This window comes from Lentibacter sp. XHP0401 (assembly GCF_025751535.1).
GTDB lineage: Bacteria > Pseudomonadota > Alphaproteobacteria > Rhodobacterales > Rhodobacteraceae > Lentibacter.
In genome coordinates this window covers 1-20,529 of sequence record NZ_JAOWLC010000015.1, presented here as the reverse complement: position 1 = coordinate 20,529, position 20,529 = coordinate 1, and the positions used below count along the sequence as shown (strand labels likewise).

Sequence of the window (20,529 nt, the reverse complement as noted above, 5' to 3'; positions counted from 1 at the left end):
TTAAGAAAAGTCAGTTGGTGATGACCGCAGTCGCCTCGATCTCCAAAAGCGCCTCGTCTTCAACAAGCCCCGCAACCACAACCATAGTCATCGCAGGGAAATTGCGCCCGAGAATCTTGCGATACACCGCGCCGATTTCGCTTTGGCGGGCAAGGTATTCTGCCTTGTCCGTGACATACCATGTGAGCCGCGTGATGTGCTCGGCTCCGCCGCCCGCAGCTGTGACAACATCCATGATGTTGCTCAGGGCTTGTTCCATCTGGCCAATAAAATCGTGGCTTTCAAAGCGCTGCTCAGCCGTCCAGCCGATCTGGCCACCCACATAAAGTGTGCCGTCTTTTGTGAGCACCCCGTTGGAATAGCCCTTGGCCGGAGCCCATCCTTCGGGCTGGATAATCGTGTTGCTCATTGTATCATTCCTTTTTCCTTCAGTGCCTCGCGCACTGCCTCTGGCCATGGAGCGGGTTTGCCTGAGGCATCCACACAAACCAATGTCTGCTTCACTTGAAATCTGATATTTCCGTCTGTGCGCGCTTCAATTTCGATGCCCATACTCGTCCGCCCGAGCTTTGTGCATGTCAACTCCAGCACAAGCATGTCGCCGTGCCTGTTGGGCGCCAGAAATTCGGTGGCAATCTGCACAGTCGGCGTGCCGCCGTTCTTGAGAAGCACCTCAAAAGGCCAGCCAAGCACTTCGTCAAAAAAGGCTTCGACACAGTCGTTGATTATCTCGAAGTAGCGTGGATAAAAAACGATTCCCGCAGGATCGCAGTGTTTGAAAAGCACCTTTTGCCTGAACTGAAATGTCATTTTTCAGGGTCTCCTGCCTGCAAGCGGAACCGCTGGATTTTACCTGTCTGCGTTTTTGGCAGTGCCTCGATAAATACAATAGAACGCGGATACTTATACGGCGCGATCTTTGCCTTCACATGGTCCTGAAGCGCTTTTCGAGTTGCGTCATCCGCCGCCCAGCCCTCGGCCAGAACCACATGCGCTTCCACAATAGCGCCACGGTCTTCATCGGGTGCACCAATCACGCCACATTCCAGAACAGCCTCGTGGCTCAAGAGCGCCGCCTCAACTTCGGGGCCGGCAATATTGTAGCCCGACGAGAGGATCATGTCATCGTTGCGGGCGGCAAAATGCAGATACCCGTCCTCGTCCATAACAAAGCTGTCGCCTGTCACGTTCCAGCCGTTTTGCACATAAACCTCTTGCCGCGCATCCGCCAAATAGCGGCAGCCCGTGGGCCCGCGCACGGCCAGCCGTCCGACTTCACCGCGTGGCACGTCTGCGCCGTTGTCGTCGATAATCTTCACCTCATACCCTGTCACGGGCTTGCCCGTGCAGGCGGGGCGGTGGTCATCAAAGCGGTTCGAGATAAAGATATGCAACATCTCCGTTGCACCGATCCCGTCCAACATCGGCTTGCCCGTCTTGGCCATCCACTCCTCGTAAACAGGGGCAGGCAGCGTCTCCCCCGCCGAAACAGCAGCGCGCAGGCTGCTCAGGTCCGCGCCTTCTTCCATCGCACGTAGCATCGCGCGGTAAGCGGTGGGCGCAGTGAAGCAGACAGTTGCCCTATACTTCTGGATAATCTCGATCAGGTTTGGTGGTGAGGCATTCTCAAGCAAAGTTGCCGTCGCCCCAAACCGCAGCGGAAAAATAGCCAGGCCCCCAAGCCCGAAGGTAAAGGCCAAAGGCGGTGAACCGATGAATACATCCTCGGGCGTCACACCCAAAACCTCGCGCGCATAACCATCCGCAATAATCAGTAAGTCGCGGTGAAAATGCATCGTTGCTTTCGGCTCGCCCGTGGTTCCCGAGGTGAAGCCAAGCAAAGCCACATCGTCGCGCCCTGTCTGGACAGCCTTAAAGCGGACAGGCTTCTCAAGCGCCATGCGGTCAAGCTCTGCCTCGTGGTTCGAGCTTCCGTCAAATCCGACAACCCGCTTGAGAAAGGCGCTGTCCGCCGCGCAGGCTTCCATTTCATCCATCAGCCGCATGTCACAGAGCGCAAATTCAACTTCTGCCTTGTCCACAATCTGGCCAAGCTCGCCCGCCCGCAGCATCGGCATTGTGTTGATCACAACTGCCCCTGCCTTTGTCGCTGCCAGCCAGCACGCAACCATTGCAGGGTTGTTTGCCGAGCGAATAAGCACACGGCTTCCCGGCCTCACGCCAAGCTCCTCAACAAGCGCATGCGCCAAGCGGTTGGTCCAGTCGGTCAGCTCCTTATAGGTCCGCTGCCGCCCGTTGCCGATCAGCGCGGTATGGTCGCCAAATCCCTTGGCTACCATCGCATCGGTCAGCTCATAGCCCGCATTGAGCACCTCGGGGTAGTCAAACCCCGCTAGGTTCATCTCGGGCCAAAGCGCCGCGTCAGGCAGGTTGTCACGCGCGAATGTATCTTCATGTGCCGAAAGTCCAAGCATCACTTCCCTCCCAGAAAAGCGCTCATAGTCTGCCGTGCAATCACAACACGCTGCACGTCGCTTGCGCCCTCATAAATCCGCAAGGCGCGTATATCGCGGTATAGTTCTTCAACCTTCTGTCCGTGGCGCACACCGTCACCCCCGTGCAACTGCACGGCGCGGTCAATAACAAGCTGCGCCTGATCCGTCGAGAAAAGCTTTGCCATCGCGGCCTCGCGCGTCACCCGCGCAGCACCACTGTCCTTGGCCCAGGCTGCGCGGTAAATCAGCAGCGCCGCCGCGTCGATATCGACAGCCATATCCGCGATATGACCCTGCACCATTTGCAGCTCAAACAGCGGCGCACCCTGAACTTGCCGTTCACTTACCCGTGTCAAAGCTTCGTCCAAAGCACGCCTTGCAAAGCCAAGCGCCGCCGCCGCAACAGTCGAGCGGAACACATCCAAAACCGACATGGCAATTTTGAAGCCTGCCCCGCGTTCACCCAGCAAAGCGCTTTTTGGAATGCGACAATCGGTGAAGCGCAATGTCGCCAGAGGATGTGGCGCAATCACTTGCTGCCGCTCGGTTACCTCAAATCCAACAAGCCCCGCAGGCACGATAAAGGCGCTCAGCCCCCGTGCGCCCTCAGCCTCGCCGGTGCGGGCAAAAAGTGTGTAAACATCCGCAATCCCGCCGTTTGAAATCCACGTCTTCTCGCCATTGAGAACAAAGCTGTCGCCGTCTTCTTCAGCCGTCATCGTCGAGTTCGCCACATCCGAGCCTGACTGCGGCTCTGTTAAAGCAAACGCAGACATAGCCTTGCCACTTCGGGTCAAAGGCAGCCACTCGGCCTTCTGGGCATCACTGCCAAACAGGCTGATCGCCCCGGTGCCAAGCCCCTGCATCGCAAACGCAAAATCTGCCAAGCCATCATGCCGCGCCAGCGTCTCGCGAATGAGGCAAAGCGTGCGCACATCAAGCTTCTCATCCCCTTCCGCACCACTGTGCTCAAGCCAGCCGTCGCGGCCCAAAGCCTCTACAAGCGCGCGGCACGCCGCATCAACATCACTGTGGTCAATTCCGCTCAGTTCAGCGCTTGCCCAAGCGTCGAGCCGCTCGGCAAGTTCACGGTGGCGCGGTTCAAAAAACGGCCAGTCAAGGAAGCTACGGTCTGCCATCAGTCGCCCTCAAATACAGGGCGTTCTTTCGCAACAAACGCGTTATACGCCCGCTCGAAGTCACCCGTTTGCATACAAATCGCCTGCGCTTGTGCTTCCGCTTCAATCGCCTGCTCGATCGACATGGACCACTCCTGTGCAAGCATCGTTTTGGTCATCATGTGGCCAAAATTCGGCCCTGCCGCGAGCCGCGTGGCCCATTCAAGTGCTTCCGCATCCAAAGCACCGGCTTCAACCAACTTGTTGTGAAAGCCCCAGGCTGCGCCTTCTTCGGCGCTCATAGACCGCCCGGTATAAAGCAACTCGGCTGCGCGCCCTTGCCCGATGATCCTCGGCAAAATTGCGCAAGCGCCCATGTCACAGCCCGCAAGGCCGACGCGCGTAAACAAAAAGCCAACCTTGGCTTCAGGCGTTGCTATCCGAAGATCCGAAGCCATCGCAATAATCGCTCCCGCACCCACGCACACACCGTCAATCGCCGCAATCACAGGTCGCCCGCAATTCACAATCGCTTTCACCAAGTCGCCGGTCATGCGGGTGAAGTTGAGAAGCTCTTTCATACTCATCCTGGTGAGCGGCCCGATGATGTCATGCACATCGCCGCCCGAGCTGAAATTGCCACCGTTGCTGGCAAAAATAACAACCTTCACTTCGTCATCATAAACGAGGTCACGAAACCAGTCGCGCAGCTCGGCATAGCTTTCAAAAGTCAGCGGGTTTTTTCGTTCGGGGCGGTCAAGCGCCACAGTGGCGATCCCGTCTTTCACAGCGCATTTGAAATGCTTAACATCGGTTCTCATCTCAGTTTTCCTCTTCCATATGCGCGGCCACTTCGCCCAGCAACTGGGCCAGCCGCTCGGCGCGCTCGGGCTCTACATCGTCTAAAAGTTCATCAACCCAGGCTTCATGTGCTTCGGCCTGCCGCGCAAATTCCGCGCGCCCTGCGTCTGTCAGCTTCGCCAAAAAAGCGCGCCTGTCATTTTCCACAGCATCGCGCCGCACAAAGCCGTCTTCCACCAGTCGCTCCACAATCCCCGTCACATTCCCGTTTGATACCTTGAGAACCCCGGAAAGAGCCGACATTTTCAGCCCCTCAGGGTTGCGGCTCAGTGCCGCCATCACATCAAAACGGGGCAGGGTGGTGTCCAGTTCCCGCCGCATCCGCTCGCGCAGCTCTGTTTCAATCAGCTTCGAAGCCTTGAGCAACCGCAGCCAAAGCCTTAGCCGTGCCTTGCTGGTGGTCTTATCTGCGGTCTTGCTTGTGGCTTTATCCGATATCTTCTCCAAGGCGCTCATACCTCGCCCCCCGAGATCGTCAGCGTATGCCCGTTGACACTTCCTGCGCCCTCCGAGCACAGCCAAAGCGCGGCCTCGGCCACTTCTTCAGGCTGCACAAATCGCCCCTGCGGGTTGTCTTTCTTCAGGGCTTTCGCCACGTCTTCTTCACTCATTCCCGTGGTTGAGACGATGTTCTCGATCGAGCGCTCCAGAAGCGGCGTCTCCACAAATCCGGGGCACAGCGCGTTCACGGTCACCCCTGTCTTTGCCAGCTCAAGCGCCAGCGCCTTGGTCAGGCCTACGGCCGCGTGCTTTGCCGCCACATACCCCGCCACATAGGGGTAGCCCTTAAGGCCCGCGGTGGAAGCCACACAAATCATCCGCCCCCGGCCCTCTGCTTTCATGTCAGGCAAAGCCGCCTGCCACAGGTTGAACACGCCCAATACGTTGACAGAAAGCGCCGAGTTCAATTCCTCGGCGCTCATCTTGGCAAAAGGTTTGCTCAAGGCCGCGCCTGCATTGGCCACAGCCACATGCACAGGCCCGTGCGTTTCGCGGGCCGTCTCCAGCGCCGCTTTGACTGCGCCCGCGTCTGTCACGTCGCAAACAACAGGCAAAGCCCCCGTGCGCGCCGCCACTTCCTGAAGCGGCTCAAGCCGCCGCCCCAGAATGCTCACCTTGCCGCCTGCCTTCGCAAACACCTCGGCCATGGCTGCGCCAACACCGCTGCCGCCGCCCGATATCACGATATGTTTGCCCGCAATACTCATGCCCTGATCGTCTCGGCCTCACGGTCGGCGAGCCGCCAAAGCTGTTCGCGTCCGGCTTCATAGGGCAGAGGCCAGCGCCCCTCGCGGTCACCAATCTTGGCCGCTTCATGCAACGTCCAGTATGGGTCTGCCAAGTGCGGGCGGCCCACGGCCACAAGGTCTGCACGCCCGGCCATCAGGATAGAGTTGGCGTGATCTGCCTCATAAATGTTGCCGACAGCCATTGTCGCCAAGCCCGCCTCGTTGCGGATACGGTCCGAGAACGGCGTCTGGAACATGCGCCCGTAAACAGGCCGCGCCTCGGTGCTGGTCTGGCCTGCGGATACATCAATAATATCCGCCCCGGCCGCGTCAAACATCCGCGCAATCTCGACCGCTTCGTCAGGTGTCACACCTGCATCGCCCACCCAGTCGTTTGCCGAAATCCGTACAGACATGGGCTTTGCCGCAGGCCATACCGCGCGCATCGCTTCAAACACTTCCAGAGGATAGCGCATCCGGTTTTCAAGGCTCCCGCCGTATTCATCAGAGCGCACGTTCGACACCGGCGAGATAAACGACGAAATCAAATACCCGTGCGCCGCGTGCAGCTCGATCATGTCAAACCCTGCGCGCTCGGCCATTTCCGCCGCGCTCACAAACTGCGCCTTCACGGTGTTCATCTCGGCGCGCGTAATCGCGCGCGGTGTGGCGTTGTTCTTCGACCATGCTACATCGGAAGCGCTGACAATTTCCCAGTTATCCGCCTTCAATGGCGCATCCATAACTTCCCAGCCCACTTGCGTTGAGCCTTTGCGCCCCGAATGGCCGATCTGGCAGCAAATCTTCGCTTCCGTCTCATCATGCACAAACGAGGTCAGCCGTGCCCATGCGGCCTCATGCTCGGGCGCATAAAGCCCGGGGCAACCGGGCGTGATCCGCCCCTCGGGGCTTACACAGGTCATCTCGGTGTAAACAAGCCCCGCGCCGCCTTTGGCGCGCTCGGCATAATGCACAAAATGCCAGTCGGTCGGGCAGCCGTCCACAGCCTTATACTGTGCCATCGGACTCACCACGACACGGTTCGCCAGTTTCATGTCGCGCAATGCAAACGGCGCAAACATCGGCGCCCGCACAGGGGCTTCCTTAGGTGCGCCCGCGTGCTGCTGAAACCACTTTTCGGCGCTTGCAAGCCAGTCAGGGTCGCGCAAGCGCAGGTTCTCATGCGAAATCCGCTGCGAGCGTGTCAAAAGCGAATAGTTAAACTGAACCGGGTCCATGCCCAAATAGCGCTCGACCTGCTCGAACCACTCAAGCGAGTTGCGCGCTGCCGACTGAAGTTTCAAAACCTCAAGCCGACGCTCGCTCTGATACCGCTCGAAGGCGCGCTCCATATTCGGTTCTTCATGGAGCAACTGTGCCAAAGCAATCGCTGAGTCAAACGCCAGCCGCGAGCCGGACCCGATCGAGAAATGCGCCGTGGCCGAAGCATCGCCCAACAGCACCACATTCTCGTGGTGCCACTTCTCGCAGAGCACGCGGGGGAAGTTCATAAACACAGCCGAGCCGCGCAAGTGATCCGCGTTTGACATCAGCTTGTGCCCGCCAAGATGATCGGCGAAAATCTCTTCGCATTTGGCAATAATCTCGGCTTTGCTCATGCTCTCAAAGCCGATCTTGTCCCATGTATCCTGCTGACATTCGACGATCACAGTCGCTGTGTCGTCATCAAACTGGTAAGCATGAACCCAGACCCAGCCGTGCTCTGTCTTCTCGAAAATAAACGTGAACGCGTCATCAAATTTCTGATGTGTGCCAAGCCAGATAAACTTGCACTCGCGCACATCGACATCAGGCTTGAAATGCTCGGCCCAAGCAGTGCGGACACTGGAATTGATGCCATCACAAGCAACCACAATGTCAAATTCGTCCTTGTAGTCCTCAACAGGGCCGACAACGCTTTCAAACCGCAAGTCAACGCCCAGCTCCCGCGCGCGGTCTTGCAGCAATAGCAGCATTTTCTTGCGGCCAATGCCCGCAAAGCCATGCCCGCCCGAAACGGTGCGCACACCGTCATGCACCACGGCGATATCGTCCCAATAAGCAAAGTTGTCGCGGATCGCATTGGCAGATTGCGGGTCATTTTCCTGCATATTCGCCAGTGCATCGTCCGAAAGCACAACGCCCCAGCCAAAGGTGTCATCTGCCTTGTTGCGCTCAAACAGAACAACCTCGTGAGAGGGGTCACGCAGTTTCATTGAAATTGCAAAATAAAGTCCCGCAGGACCGCCGCCCAAACACGCTACACGCATGACATCTCCCTGATTCCGTATAGGTTACACATACAACCTTGCGCAGGCAGAAACTTATTTCAAGCTTAAAGTTTTAGGCTTGAAATAGTTGCGATCCGCAAATACGCTTACGTCAAATCCAGAGGAAGCCCTATGAGTGAAAGCTACAACCCGGAAACAGATGGCGCTCAAATGTCCTTCGCGCGTGACATGAGCTATGGTGATTATCTCCACATGGACGAGATACTCAACGCCCAGACGCCGCTTTCCACAGCGCATGACGAAATGCTTTTCATCATCCAGCACCAGACAAGCGAACTCTGGATGAAACTGGCTCTGCACGAGGCCGCCGCCGCCCGCGCGCTGCTTGAGAAAGGCGAGTATCAACCCGCTTTCAAAATGTGCGCACGCCTCAGCCGTATTTTTGATCAGCTCAACTCCGCATGGGATGTTCTGCGCACCATGACCCCGAGTGATTACACGACATTTCGCGAGACGCTGGGCAAATCCTCGGGCTTTCAGTCGCACCAGTATCGCCTCATCGAATATGTCCTTGGCAACCGTAACGAAAACCTGATGAAGGTTCACGAGCACCGCGCCGAGCTGCACCAGCTGCTCGAAGACGAACTGGCGCGCCCGTCGCTCTACCATGTTGCGCTCAAAGCGCTGGCAGCCGAAACAGGCGCCACATTTGCCCCCGAAATCTTCCGCCACCGCGCGCCCCACAAAGCCGATGAAGCGGTCGAGGCGGCCTGGCTCAAAGTCTATCAAGACCCCGCCAAATACTGGAACCTCTACGAACTCGCCGAAAAGCTGGTTGATCTGGAAGATTACTTCCGCCGCTGGCGCTTCAATCATGTCACCACGGTCGAGCGCATCATCGGCTTCAAGCGTGGCACAGGCGGCACAAGCGGCGTGCAATACCTGCGCAAAATGCTGGAAGTGGAGCTTTTCCCCGAGCTATGGAACGTCCGCGGCGCGCTCTAACCCCGCGCCCCGCCGCACAAAGCCGAATAGCGCTTGACCGTTTCACACAGCTTTCGATAAGCTGCGGGAAACTGCCACAATATGATAAATCAAGCAGTTAACACGCTTTTGAAAGTCGTTGCCCAGTGGCCTCCCGTCCTCCAAGACCGAACATTCTTCTGATCAGCTTTGATGATGCCGTCGCCTTCTGGAAGTATCGTGATGTTTTCGGTGAAGAGCTCAAAACACCCAATCTCGACAGAATATGCGAGCGCTCCACAGCCTTTCAGGCCGCTTATTGCCAGTCGCCGGTCTGCGGCCCCTCGCGGACAAGTTTCATGTCGGGCCAAAGCCCGCAGCAGTCGCAGATATTCGAGAACAAAACCCGCTTTTTCGACAAGATCGAACCAAGCACAATGTGGCCTCACAAGCTCAAGGACGCTGGCTATTTCTGCTCGGCGGGTGGCAAGGTTCACCATGGCCGCGGCTTTCCCGAAGAAGTCAGTGAAGCGCTCTATTCCGACAGACCAAAGCAGTTTGGCGGGCTGGGAGGAATGCCCCCCAAGCAGCCCCATGTCCGCACCGGCGGCTGGCGCAAAGGCTTCGCGCTGACCGATGAGAAAGATTTTGACGCGCTCTATGATACCCAGGCCGCAACCTCGGCCATCAACTTTCTGCAAAGTTACGACGCCGAAGAACCGTTCTACCGCGAAATCGGCTTCCACAGCCCGCACGGCCCCTTCGTGACGCCTTTACCGCACAAAAAAGCCTATGATCACCGCAAGTTCAAAAAGCCTGCGGCTTGGGATGAGGCCTACGACCCATGCCTCTATGAAAAGGGCAAGGAAAACGAGGCCTTTGACCCGGAGAAGCAAGGCGCAAGTTTCTGGGGCAAAAGCGTGCGAAATTATTACTCCGCTTACACTTATGTTGATGAGCAACTCGGCCGCGTCTGGGATGCGCTCAAAGCCTCGCGGCACGCCGATAATACAATTGTGGTCATCCTGTCCGATCACGGCTTTCACCTTGGTGAAAGAAACCGCTTCGGCAAAACAACGCTCTGGGAGCAGGTCGCCAATGTCCCGCTGATCGTCCATGACCCGTCAATTAAAGACGCCGCTGTGGTAAACGATCCTGTTCCGCTGCTGGATGTGGGCCAAACCCTGCTTGATTACGCAGGCCTTCCCCCGCTTGAAAACTGTGCTGGCAGCTCCCTGCGACCATACCTTGAAGGCGCAAGAACCCCTGAGCGTGCCGTGCCGACCTTTCACTACAACAACGTCGCTGTGCGCAAAGGCCAATACCGCCTTATTCGCTACGCAGGCGGCGAAACCCAGTTCTACGACCTCAACCAAGACCCGTGGCAATACAAAAGCCTTGGCTCGGATCACCCGGCCTTTCAGGATGTCTACGCCGCGCTTCTCAAAGCCAGCGAGGAATACGGCCTGACACTCGACGAGACAGCCCCAACCGGTACTTGAAGCGCGTAACCGTGCAGGAACGACAGTAAGCCCCTATGCGCACTTGCCCCTAAACGTAGTGCAGCGATATCATCGCATGGCAGACAGGCTTTTCACAAAAGCGAGCAGGACAGGCAGAGATGAAAAAATTCAGGTTCCCCGAAGACGGCGATGTCGCCGCGGATATTCGTGAGCGCTATGGTTTTGATGGTGATTTGCTGGACATTTATGCAAATAACGAAGGGGTGAAGGTGCACAAATGGCATCATTATCTGCCTTTGTATGACCGCTATTTCAGCCGGTATCGCGGCACACCCGTCAAGTTCCTTGAAATCGGAGTGAACAATGGTGGCAGTCTTCAGATGTGGCGGCGCTATTTCGGCAAAGACGCGGTGATCTGCGGGATTGATATCAACCCTGCCTGTGCGCAATACGATGGCCAGTCAGGCATGGTGCGGATCGGATCGCAGGATGATCCTGCGTTTCTGGCAGAGGTCGTGGCAGAAATGGGCGGCGTTGATGTGGTGCTTGATGATGGCAGTCACCGGATGCCACATGTCGATACGTCACTCAAAGTGCTGTTTCCGCTCCTCACCCAAGGCGGCACTTACATGATCGAAGACCTGCACACCGCATATTATCCGCGCTTTGGCGGCGGGTTCAAAGCTCCGGGAAATTTTTTCAACACGGTGCGCAAGATGATAGACGATATGCATATGTGGTATCACCACAAAGGCAAACCGCGCCTGCCAGAACTGGCGCGCGAATTCAGCGGCATTCACGTGCACGATTCAATTGTAGTGATCGACAAGGCCGAAGCACTGAGGCCGACGCACTCAAGGGTTCAGAAATAAAGCAAACCCGAACCGAATGCGCGCCCGCCTCAGCAGATATCACTGCGCAGTATAGCCGCCATCTACAAGGTGGTAGCTTCCGGTTATGAAGCTGGCCTGATCCGAGAGCAAAAAACAGGTCAACGCAGAAACCTCTGCTGCCTCGCCCAAGCGTCCGATCGGATGCAGGGAGGCAAGCCCGCCCAATGTGTCCGCGTCGAGATTTTTCTCCAGAAGCGGTGTCGCGATAAACCCCGGGCCAACCGAATTCAGCCGCACACCCGCCGCCGCATATTCTATTGCCGCCGTTTTCGTGAGGCCAACCACAGCATGTTTCGCGGCCACATAGGCGCTTGAGTTGGCAAAGCCGACAGACCCCAAAATCGAGGCCATATTGACGATAGCACCGCCTCCCGCCTTGACCATCTCGGGAATGCCGTAGCGCATCCCGTAAAAGACACCGTTCAGGTTGATATCAATCACCTTGTGCCAGCCCTCCAGAGGATATTCGCCAACAGGCGCCGTATCCCCGCCGATCCCGGCGTTGTTCACCAGCAGATGCAGCCCACCGGTCTGCGCGACAGCAAATTCCACCAAAGCTTCTACATCAGCGGCGGCGCTTGTGTCTGCTCTGTGGGTCAAGGCCACACCGCCGGATGCCTTGATCTCCGAAGCCACAGCTGAAAGCCCAGCTTCGTCTACATCCGCCAGAACAACCGTAGCCCCGTAGCGCGCCAGGTCCCGCGCAATTTCCGCGCCAAGACCAGACGCAGCACCCGTAACGATTGCCGTTTTGTTCTGAAAATCAAACTGCATGAGACATTCCTTCAAATTGACTGATCGGATTCATTGTCTCACCGATGGAATGCGACCGCGTTGATCTTTGTCATTCACCGCAACAGACGTTGCTAAAGGCGCAGGTAAAACCGCCTTTAGAGCGCCTGCGCGCAGTTGGAGGTGCTGGGGGGTGTTTCGCAGAGAAGGTGGTTTTGGTGGAGCATAGCGGGATCGAACCGCTGACTGTTCGTCACCTTCAGGTGCGTTAAGTCAGCGCCTGCGCGCAGTTAGGGTAAGCGTTGCATCTGACCCCTTGATTACCCCCTAAACTATCTTGGCCGGTGAATTGTATAACAGTCTTCGCAAGCAACGGAGGCAAACATGTCCAAGCACGAAGTCTGGGGTTTCACGATCGAGCGCACCCCCTCAGATAAGAAAATCTGGCCCAATAAGCTCAAAATAGAAGCGGCACGTCGGATCCGAGAGGATGGTGCAACGCCTGGCGCAATAGCTGCCGAAATCGGTGCGCATGAATGCTTGGTCCGAAAATGGTCCGTTGCAGATCGCAGAAGCCGAGGAGAACTTCTGGGCAGAGATGAGCCGGCGTTCGCACCTGTTCAAATCACATCTGAAGGAAACCGACCCAATGTGTCCGTTCCCTCATCCTCAGGTAGCGGGGTGGCCATTATGGATTTCGGCGACGTTCGATTGGAGTTCCCAGTCGACATTTCTGAAACGGCACTCAGTGCAATAGTCAAGACTATGAGACAGACAACATGATCGCACCATCCAACACATACAAAATCTACTTGGCCACGCAGCCAGTCGACTTCCGCAAAGGTATGGATGGTCTTGCCAGCTGTGTTCTGAACAACTTTGAAATGGACCCGTTTTCGGGGGCTTTCTTTGTCTTTCGCTCCAAGGGCAACGACAAAATAAAGGTTCTCATGTGGGATGGGACTGGCCTTGTTTTGATCTACAAAAGGATCGAAGGCAAAGGGTTCGTTTGGCCAAAGATGTCAGGTGGCATAATCACAATGACGAAAGCACAATTTGAATCCCTTCTTGAAGGGATTGATTGGCGCCGTGTAGCCAGCGCTCCCTATTACCATCCCCAACATGCCTAGAGTGTGCCTGTAGTTCCATTCTTTCTATTCGGGCTGTATTACGCCTCAAGTCCGAATTGAAATACTAAAGGCCAACCCAAAGAGACATTAGTCATGGGCCTCCCAAGCAGCGAGCGGCAGTGCATTCAATTCGCGTTGAAGTTGCCGCCACGAGGGCATTTCCCGATCCAGCACAGATGTGAAAAGTTCGTCATGCCTAGATGAAACGAAGTGGGCAAGCTCATGAACAATAACATAGTCGATCATCTTTTCCGGCTTCTTGGCCAACTCAGCATTCAGCCACACAATGCCTTTGTTAGGATTGCAACTACCCCACTTAGTCTTCATTGAACGAATTCCCCACTTCTCAGGTTGCACGCCCATTCGCATAGCCCATGTTTCAATGCGTGGCGCGACCAACTTCCGAAGTTCTGCTTTATACCATGCGTTCATCCAGCGATGCAGTTGATCTGCATTACTGTTCATTGGAACGTTCAAAAGTAGACGTTCACCGGACCGCCGAGAAACTCGATGAACCTTTTTTCCCCATACTTGAACCTCTAGCCTAAGAGGCCGCCCAAACAGAAAATGCGTTTCACCGGAAACGTAGCGGCGCGGGGACTGGCGCTCTTGTTGAAGAAATTGTGCCTGCTTACGTTTGATCCAGGGTATTCTAGTTAAGACAGCGAGCCTAATCGCATCTGTAGTTACAAGTTCTGGAGCCGCGACTCTGACCCTACCCTCAGGCGGATAGCAACCGATGTGTAAATTCTTGATCTTCTTGCGCACGATCTCGACTTCGAGACCTCCGATCTGCGAAACCTCAGTATTCATGTTGGTTCTTCAATACTTCAAATATCTGCTCCACCGTTTCCGGGTCATCCAGGGCTTGTTCCAAGCAGCGTCGCACCTTTCTTTCCTTCATTGCATTACCTCGCCAGCCGAATGGGGCTGTCTCGCGCACGGTGGTGTCGACTTTCAACGCCAGCTCCTCGTTGGCACCAAGGTTATCAAACAGTGCCTTTTTGCCTGTGCTATCCACCGTTTTGGGGTATTCTCTACCGTGGCCAGCTTTGGCATCCTTTACGAGTGCGGCGATGCGCTCAAGATATTCAGCGTATTCAATAGCATCTTCGCGCCGTTGACGGATAAGATCAGTCAGCAGTTCGGACATCTTCTCGTAAAACCGGGGATTAACCGGACTTTCTTCGATAATCAGTTTTCTGACGTTGTTTTCGATCGCTTCAGCGACATTCTCGCGTTTGCGTTTTGATGCCGGAGGTAGATCCTCTTCTGCAGCGGCCCCTTTACTTTCAACCAGGTCGATCAGGCTAATGTCGTCGAGGTGGGATATGATTTCTGAGTCTTCAGCCCGAATGTAACTATCGATCAGGTGCCGCATGGCAGGCTCGTAAAGCTTCATGTCCACGGCGTCGCCGCTGTGTAGTCTTACCGCATCCCTGATCCCGATAGCACGCTCCACCTCGCGCCGACATTCACCCAACTCAAGATCGTTGAAACCGGTTCCTTCGGGTTCTGCGGCTACGTTGGCGTATGCTCGGGCATAGCGTCCGGAAATCCTGTAGAGCGCCTGACGGCGTCGCGATTTTTCTTCTGCATCCGGATCGTTGTCGATGCCCTGTGGGCTGGAAAAATATGTGAAAATCTCTGCATCCGACTTTGGTTGTTCTACGCAATCCATAAGGCCCAACCAAGCGTCGCGGGCAACACGTAGATCCTGATCTGCCTGATCGGCACGATCAGTGATCAAGCCTTCAACGTCCTCTTTGTCGAAGGCATCGAATGCCTCGGAGGTGTAATCTTCGACGGCACTTTCGATGTTCCGAAACAGGTCTTTATAGTCGACGATATAGCCGAAATCCTTGTCATCACCATCGAGACGGTTAACGCGGCAGATTGCCTGGAAAAGACCATGATCGCGCATCTGCTTGTCGATGTAGATGTATGTGGCCGTCGGCGCATCAAAGCCAGTCAGGAGGCGGCTGACGACAATCAACAGCTTCATCCGCCCCGGTTCTTTCTTGAACAGCCGCAGTGCTTCCTCTTCGTAATCTTCTTCTGAGGTTTCGCCCAGGAGGTCCGTATAGACGCGATGGACATATTGCTTTTCTGTTTCGCCCATGCCGGTTTCTTCGCCGGTGATTTCAGGCGCCGCACGTTTGTATGAGGTCACAATCGCGCATTTTTCAGCCAGGACAGAACCAGATTTCTTGAATATTTCGAAGAACTTGCAAGCCTCTGGGATTGAACCCGCAACCAACATAGCGTTGCCCATGCCAGAATGCAGACGCGGTTTCATCTCCATATCCATTATGATGTCGTTGGCGATTTGCTCCAGCCGGTCACGGCTCGACAGCACACGCTGCAAAGTGCCCCAGCGCTGCTTCAGGGTCGCTTTGGCGTTCGGGGTCAACCCTTTGGTCTTCGCCTCGAACCAGGCGTCGATTTTGCCCGGCGCACTGATCCTCTGGTCAATGTCTCGTGCCTCATAGCGCAGGTCCAATACCACGCCATCTTCGACCGCCTCATCAAAGCGATAAGGCTTGCCGATGTAAGGGCCGAATGTCTCTAACGACGTGCCTTTGTCGGACTTCAGCAATGGCGTGCCTGTAAAGCCGACAAACATTGCCTCTGGCAGCACTTTGCGCATTGCATTCGCAAGCTTGCCGGATTGCGTGCGGTGGGCTTCATCGATGAAGACAAAGAATTCGCCGACAGGGGCGCCGATATTGGCGTTCTGGATGTCGGAGATCAGGCCTTCCATCTCGCCCTCTTCGCGCTTGCCGAATTTGTGGACGAGTGAGCAAATGATCCTGTCGGTAGGGTCGGCCAGAGCGGCCATCAGGTCGTTGCCACTGCGAGCGCGGCGCACTTTGTCGCCTGTGTTCCCAAATACGTCTTCAATTTGGCTGTCCAGCTCTTTGCGGTCGGTGACGATCAGGATGCGGCCATCCGGAAATGCCTCCCTGATCCAGCGGGCGAGCATCACCATGATCAGGCTTTTGCCGGACCCTTGCGTCTGCCAGATGATCCCACCTTGCTTTTCCCGCACACGGTCTTGTGCCGCCTTCACAGCGAAATACTGGTTTGGGCGCGTGATCTTTTTTTTCCCTGCGTCAAACAGCGTGAAGTCGTGGATGATCTCAAGGAACCGCGCGGGGGTCATCATCTGCGTGACATCACGGTCCAGCGGGCCGGTGATTTCGCTGTCTTCCTTCCAGGCCAGCCAATAGGGCTGTGGTGTCTGGATCGCGGCATAGCGCAGCCCCTCGCTGTCATTGCCGGCGAAGGTGATCTGAACGGTGGTAAAGAAATGCTGGATGAACTCGGGCCGCTGATTATCCAGGGTTTGGCGGATACCTTCGCCGACGCCCACGGTGGATTTCTTCAACTCCACCACACCCAGTGCGATGCCATTGACGTAAAGCACCAGATCGGGGCGCTTGTTCCAGGCTTTGGCGTCCTTGCCCTTGATGGCGACCTCTTCGGCAACGCCCATGTCATTGGCGGTGGGGTCAGACCAGTCAATGAAGCGGACGGTGACGGGGGCCTCGCCCGGGCCGGGGGCGACGGCCACGCCGTAGCGGAGCATCTCGTAAAAACTTTGGTTGGCCTCGTAGAGCTTGGTGCCCTCCATCCGCGCCTCGCGTTTCAGCAGGGTGATGGCCTGGGTGACGATGTCGGGCGCGTAGCCGCGGGACAGGAGCCAAGGGCGCAGCAGGTCCTCTTCGATATTGGCGTTGCCGTCGCGCTTTTGCCAATCGCCGAGGTAGCGCCAGCCGAGACCGCCGGGGGCGTCAATCTGGTGTGCGCTGAGCAGGTCGATGACCCTGTTCTGCGCTTTGCGTTCTGCCTCGCCGATCTTGCTCATGGCCCTTATCCCTATCTCTTGAAATTCACTTGCTTAAAATATTGTCAGAGCAGCCTGATCCGCCCGGTCAAAAGGTTTTGCATCATGCCCTCTTTCACCTGCCGCGCCTTTTCGAGGCGGTCTTCGAGGGCTTGGATTTCGGCATCCATGTCGTTCAGGACAGAGGCGATTTCAGCTTGCTCAGTTGGGTCAATAGGAATTGAGATATTAACGTCAGCAATGTCACCAAGGTTGATCTTCTTGGGAATTGCGTTCGGCAACGAACGTTCTTCAACCTCTTTCACGAACATGCTTGAGCGCGAGTAGGCGTAGAGATACCTGGCGTCGATAGATTTCCCCGGACGCAACAGGCATAGGCTAACGTAGATACTTGCCTCGTGATCCCAGTCGACGAGATAGGTATCTCCGATGCTGCCGATTCTGGTCATGAGAATATCGCCGCGTGTTGGCCTGCACCGCTTGGCCATCGCTTCGTGTGCTTCTGGCGTCACGTATTTGCAATTATCGAAGTTCCGAGCGGTCACGTTTTCAACGCTGTAAAATGGTGTCCCGTATTCGACGTAGGTTGGCGTGAAATGGGTGCCGTCTTGTATTTGGGAGCATAGCTGTCGAAGTGGGGCTCTCGTCCACTCACCCGAGAACCCCGGAAGGCGGCGCTTGGCGGTCAGGAGGTCCTGCATCGCGCCCTGCTTGATGAGCCGCTTCTTGGCGATCAGCCGCTCCAGCCCCTCGATCAGCGCATCCGCATCCGAAAGCGCCTCGGCGATGGCTTCCTGTTCTTTTGGTTCCGCTGCCATCCTGATTTTCAAGGCTGACAAGGTCCCTTGGTTCAGGTTAATCATGGTCGTGCCGACCGAGTTTTCTTCAATTTTGGCAATGATTTCCGGACTCGAGAGCAGCGATTGCAGCAGGTGTGGATTGGTGCCAAGGCGGGGGCGCACGATCATAGAGCCTGTGCCGCACAAGAAGCCCTCATGATGTCGCTTCACAACAGCACACCGGCCCATATCTCCGCGCCTACCGATTACGATCTCACCTTCGCGTAGGGCGAAAACACTGAGTCGCTTTGCAAGCTCAGGGCGCACGGTGACGGTTTCATCTGGGACAATGTCGCCGTCGATGATGTGTGAAGGATTTATGAGGGGGGTTCCCCCGACTACGTAGTCCGATTTGTGGAAAGTGCTTCCAAAGGGTCCGGTCCGGAACGTTGCAAGTTCTCCGAGATCTATCTCACGCCAATCAGCCGCTATGCTTTGTCCGTCCATGTTCATTCTGCAAAGCCCATCGCGCGAAGATGTTCAGACACCTTGAGCGACAAGGCCTCAACAGACCCTGACACCTCCGGCAACGTGTGCCCATACCGCTCCGTCAGCACCCGAACCCGCGCAGTCAGTTGCTCGGTCCGTGCCTCGATCTCGGCCTCGATCAGCTCGGCGATGTCGGTCAGCCATTTGTCATCCACGACCAGCGTGCGGATCTCTTCCTCGGTCAATTCGGGGTATTTCTTCAGCGTGGCCTCGGTCAGCGCCTCCTCGGCTTCCTTGACGGCCTTCTTCGCCGCCGTCTCGGCCGTCATCAGCTTGGTCACCAGTTTCAGCAGCTTTGCCTCCTCCGGCTCTGCCTCGCCGGATTTTGTGCGCGCCTTCACCGATGCGGCGGTCAGCTTGCCCGCCTCCGTCAGTGCATCGGCCAGCAGCCCGCCTTCGACCCCGTGTTCCTCGACCATTTCCTCGATCTCGCGGCCCAGCTCCTCGGCCTTGGCCTGCGCATCGTCCAGCGCCTGCTGCATGTCCGGGAAGAACCGCGTAACGATCAGCCGGGGCGGGATGACATCGGCCACAAGGCGCACCTTGTTCACGGTCAGGTCGGCCTCTTCCAGCCATTTGACCTTGCCCTTGGCGTCGGTCTCCTTGCGGGCCTCGCGCAGTTCCTTCGCGGCCTCCCAACCATCGTGGGCGACGATGAACACATCATCCTGCATAACCTCCGCCCAGTAGGACATAAGCCGCTGATAGGCCTCATACTGGTCGATGAGCGGTGCCTCGGCAAAGCGGGTCAGCACGTCCTCGGCGATGGTGTGGATCAGGTCTTTCGGCTTGTCGCCGATCTGGATGTCATCCATGAGCGGCTTGTTCTGGTCTTCCCAGCCGTTGAGGATCGTCTGAACCTGCTTCCTGAAGGCGTCGAATTCGGAATGGTTGCGGATGGTGGTGCGGACCTCCTCCGGTTCGATCAGAGGATCAGAATAGCCTGCACGTGGGTTTGGCCCAAAGAGGGTAGCGCGCACGCCCGGCATGACGTCCCAGAATTCGGCCAGCAGGTCGATATCGCGGTTCGGCACGCCGCCTTTCAGGTGCGCCTCGATGTCTTGGAGATCCTCGGGATCGGAGCCGTCGATATAGCGTGGGATATTCAGGTTGAAGTCGTTGCGCTTGATCTCGGTGTAGGGGACGAGGCGGCTGTAGCCTTTGATCTCGGCCTCGCGGGTGTAGGCGTCGGTAATCTTGTGGATGTCACGCTCGCGCAGGCGGTTCTTGTTGCCGTCCTTGATGAAGCCACGGGAGGCGTCGATCATGTAAACCGGGCGATCAGCGCAGGCACCGGATTTGTCGAGCACGATGATCGAGGCAGGGATGCCGGTGCCGTAGAACAGGTTCGCAGGCAAGCCGATGATCGCCTTGATGTAACCGCGTTTGAGGATCTTTTCGCGCAGCTCAGATTCCTTGTTGCCCCTGAAAAGGACCCCATGGGGTAGAATGACCGCGCCGGAGCCTGTGGCCTTCATCGAGCCGAGGATATGGAGCAGGAAGGCAAAGTCGCCGTTCTTGTCTGGTGGCATGCCGAGATCAAAGCGTCCAAAACGGGTATCGGCGGTCAAGCCTGAACCCCAAGCCTTGGCAGAGAAGGGCGGGTTGGCCACAACGAAGTCGAAGGTCTGGAGTTCGGTCTCGGATGCCTTGAATTGCGGTTCGCCTATGACGTCGCCCTGAGCGATCTCGGCATCCTCGCGCCCGTGCATGATCATGTTCATCTTGGCGAGGCCGCGGGTGGTGATGTCCATTTCCTGCCCATAGATGGTCAGGCTGACATCGGCTGCGTCTGCAGCCTTCAGAAGCAGCGAGCCGGAACCACAGGTGGGGTCATATACCGTCTGCTGTGGGCTACTGGCGCGATTGACGCCTGCGACTTCTGCTACAATGCGCGAGACCTCGGCGGGGGTGTAGAACTGCCCTTTGCTTTTGCCTGACTCCGTCGCGAAGTTTCGCATCAGGTATTCGTAGGCGTCACCGAGGATGTCGTCGCCATCTGCCCGGTTGCGGCTGAAGTTCAACTCTTCGCGGCTGAAAATGTTGATCAGAGCGGTGAGCGTGGTGATCATCTTGGCACCGCGCCCGAACTTTTCGGTATCGTTGAAATAGGCGCGGTCGATTACGTTCTTGAGGTCATTCTCCTCGGCGATGCCTGCGATAGCAGTGTCGATGCCCTCGCCGATTTCTTTGGTTCCACTGTCTGACGTCAGCGCTTATGGGTCCAAATAGCGTTATTTGATAAGAGAGTGTTGTTGGCTCATCATAACCACTG

General features: G+C 56.6%; 17 protein-coding genes. 4 read left to right on the top strand and 13 right to left on the bottom strand.

Going from position 1 to position 20,529, the window contains the following annotated elements; genetic code table 11:
* Positions 1–10 precede the first annotated feature (10 nt).
* From OE750_RS16795 to OE750_RS16760, 8 genes are read right to left on the bottom strand one after another with little or no spacing between them, the layout of a single operon-like run.
* The gene (locus OE750_RS16795; RefSeq protein ID WP_263765471.1) at positions 11–409 is read right to left on the bottom strand and encodes a RidA family protein; all 399 of its coding nucleotides are present in this window, start codon (positions 407–409) and stop codon (positions 11–13) included.
* On the bottom strand, positions 406–810 hold the full coding sequence (locus OE750_RS16790) for an acyl-CoA thioesterase (protein WP_263765470.1): 405 nt from the start codon (positions 808–810) through the stop codon (positions 406–408). Before OE750_RS16790 ends, OE750_RS16795 begins: the two co-directional genes overlap by 4 nt.
* The gene (locus tag OE750_RS16785; protein ID WP_263765469.1) at positions 807–2,435 is read right to left on the bottom strand and encodes a benzoate-CoA ligase family protein; all 1,629 of its coding nucleotides are present in this window, start codon (positions 2,433–2,435) and stop codon (positions 807–809) included. Before OE750_RS16785 ends, OE750_RS16790 begins: the two co-directional genes overlap by 4 nt.
* Positions 2,435–3,595, bottom strand: a complete 1,161-nt coding sequence (locus OE750_RS16780) for an acyl-CoA dehydrogenase family protein (RefSeq protein WP_263765468.1) — start codon at positions 3,593–3,595, stop codon at positions 2,435–2,437. Before OE750_RS16780 ends, OE750_RS16785 begins: the two co-directional genes overlap by 1 nt.
* Positions 3,595–4,395, bottom strand: coding sequence for an enoyl-CoA hydratase family protein (locus tag OE750_RS16775; RefSeq protein WP_263765467.1), 801 nt, complete (start codon positions 4,393–4,395; stop codon positions 3,595–3,597). Before OE750_RS16775 ends, OE750_RS16780 begins: the two co-directional genes overlap by 1 nt.
* A gap of 1 nt (position 4,396) precedes the next feature.
* Positions 4,397–4,891 (bottom strand): MarR family winged helix-turn-helix transcriptional regulator, encoded by a 495-nt coding sequence (locus tag OE750_RS16770; RefSeq protein ID WP_263765466.1) that lies wholly within the window; start codon positions 4,889–4,891, stop codon positions 4,397–4,399.
* Complete coding sequence (locus OE750_RS16765; protein WP_263765465.1) at positions 4,888–5,643, bottom strand: SDR family NAD(P)-dependent oxidoreductase; 756 nt, start codon at positions 5,641–5,643, stop codon at positions 4,888–4,890. Before OE750_RS16765 ends, OE750_RS16770 begins: the two co-directional genes overlap by 4 nt.
* Positions 5,640–7,934 (bottom strand): bifunctional salicylyl-CoA 5-hydroxylase/oxidoreductase, encoded by a 2,295-nt coding sequence (locus OE750_RS16760; protein WP_263765464.1) that lies wholly within the window; start codon positions 7,932–7,934, stop codon positions 5,640–5,642. The genes OE750_RS16765 and OE750_RS16760 overlap by 4 nt, the downstream gene beginning before the upstream one ends.
* A gap of 132 nt (positions 7,935–8,066) precedes the next feature.
* On the opposite strand from OE750_RS16760, the gene OE750_RS16755 reads away from it, so the two are divergent.
* The 3 genes from OE750_RS16755 to OE750_RS16745 all read left to right on the top strand — a co-directional run bounded on the left by OE750_RS16755 (position 8,067) and on the right by OE750_RS16745 (position 11,193).
* Positions 8,067–8,900 carry a tryptophan 2,3-dioxygenase gene (locus OE750_RS16755; RefSeq protein ID WP_263765463.1) on the top strand — a complete coding sequence of 278 codons (834 nt, stop codon included), beginning with the start codon at positions 8,067–8,069 and terminating at the stop codon, positions 8,898–8,900.
* A gap of 125 nt (positions 8,901–9,025) precedes the next feature.
* Positions 9,026–10,360, top strand: coding sequence for a sulfatase-like hydrolase/transferase (locus OE750_RS16750; RefSeq protein WP_263765462.1), 1,335 nt, complete (start codon positions 9,026–9,028; stop codon positions 10,358–10,360).
* A gap of 119 nt (positions 10,361–10,479) precedes the next feature.
* On the top strand, positions 10,480–11,193 hold the full coding sequence (locus tag OE750_RS16745; protein WP_263765461.1) for a class I SAM-dependent methyltransferase: 714 nt from the start codon (positions 10,480–10,482) through the stop codon (positions 11,191–11,193).
* Between the two features lie 39 nt (positions 11,194–11,232).
* Here OE750_RS16745 and OE750_RS16740 read toward each other — a convergent pair whose 3' ends face one another.
* Complete coding sequence (locus OE750_RS16740) at positions 11,233–11,988, bottom strand: SDR family NAD(P)-dependent oxidoreductase (RefSeq protein WP_263765460.1); 756 nt, start codon at positions 11,986–11,988, stop codon at positions 11,233–11,235.
* A 737-nt stretch (positions 11,989–12,725) separates the two neighbouring features.
* Between OE750_RS16740 and tnpB the strand changes: the two genes are divergently transcribed.
* Complete coding sequence (tnpB, locus tag OE750_RS16735; protein ID WP_263765459.1) at positions 12,726–13,076, top strand: IS66 family insertion sequence element accessory protein TnpB; 351 nt, start codon at positions 12,726–12,728, stop codon at positions 13,074–13,076.
* Between the two features lie 87 nt (positions 13,077–13,163).
* Here the strand turns inward: tnpB and OE750_RS16730 are convergent, their stop codons facing one another.
* From OE750_RS16730 to OE750_RS16715, 4 genes are read right to left on the bottom strand one after another with little or no spacing between them, the layout of a single operon-like run.
* Positions 13,164–13,889, bottom strand: coding sequence for a M48 family metallopeptidase (locus OE750_RS16730; RefSeq protein ID WP_263765458.1), 726 nt, complete (start codon positions 13,887–13,889; stop codon positions 13,164–13,166).
* Positions 13,879–16,947 carry a type I restriction endonuclease subunit R gene (locus OE750_RS16725; RefSeq protein WP_263765457.1) on the bottom strand — a complete coding sequence of 1,023 codons (3,069 nt, stop codon included), beginning with the start codon at positions 16,945–16,947 and terminating at the stop codon, positions 13,879–13,881. The genes OE750_RS16730 and OE750_RS16725 overlap by 11 nt, the downstream gene beginning before the upstream one ends.
* Before the next feature lie 44 nt (positions 16,948–16,991).
* Complete coding sequence (locus OE750_RS16720) at positions 16,992–18,218, bottom strand: restriction endonuclease subunit S (RefSeq protein WP_263765456.1); 1,227 nt, start codon at positions 18,216–18,218, stop codon at positions 16,992–16,994.
* Positions 18,215–20,326, bottom strand: coding sequence for an N-6 DNA methylase (locus OE750_RS16715; protein ID WP_263765455.1), 2,112 nt, complete (start codon positions 20,324–20,326; stop codon positions 18,215–18,217). Before OE750_RS16715 ends, OE750_RS16720 begins: the two co-directional genes overlap by 4 nt.
* Positions 20,327–20,529: the final 203 nt, after the last annotated feature.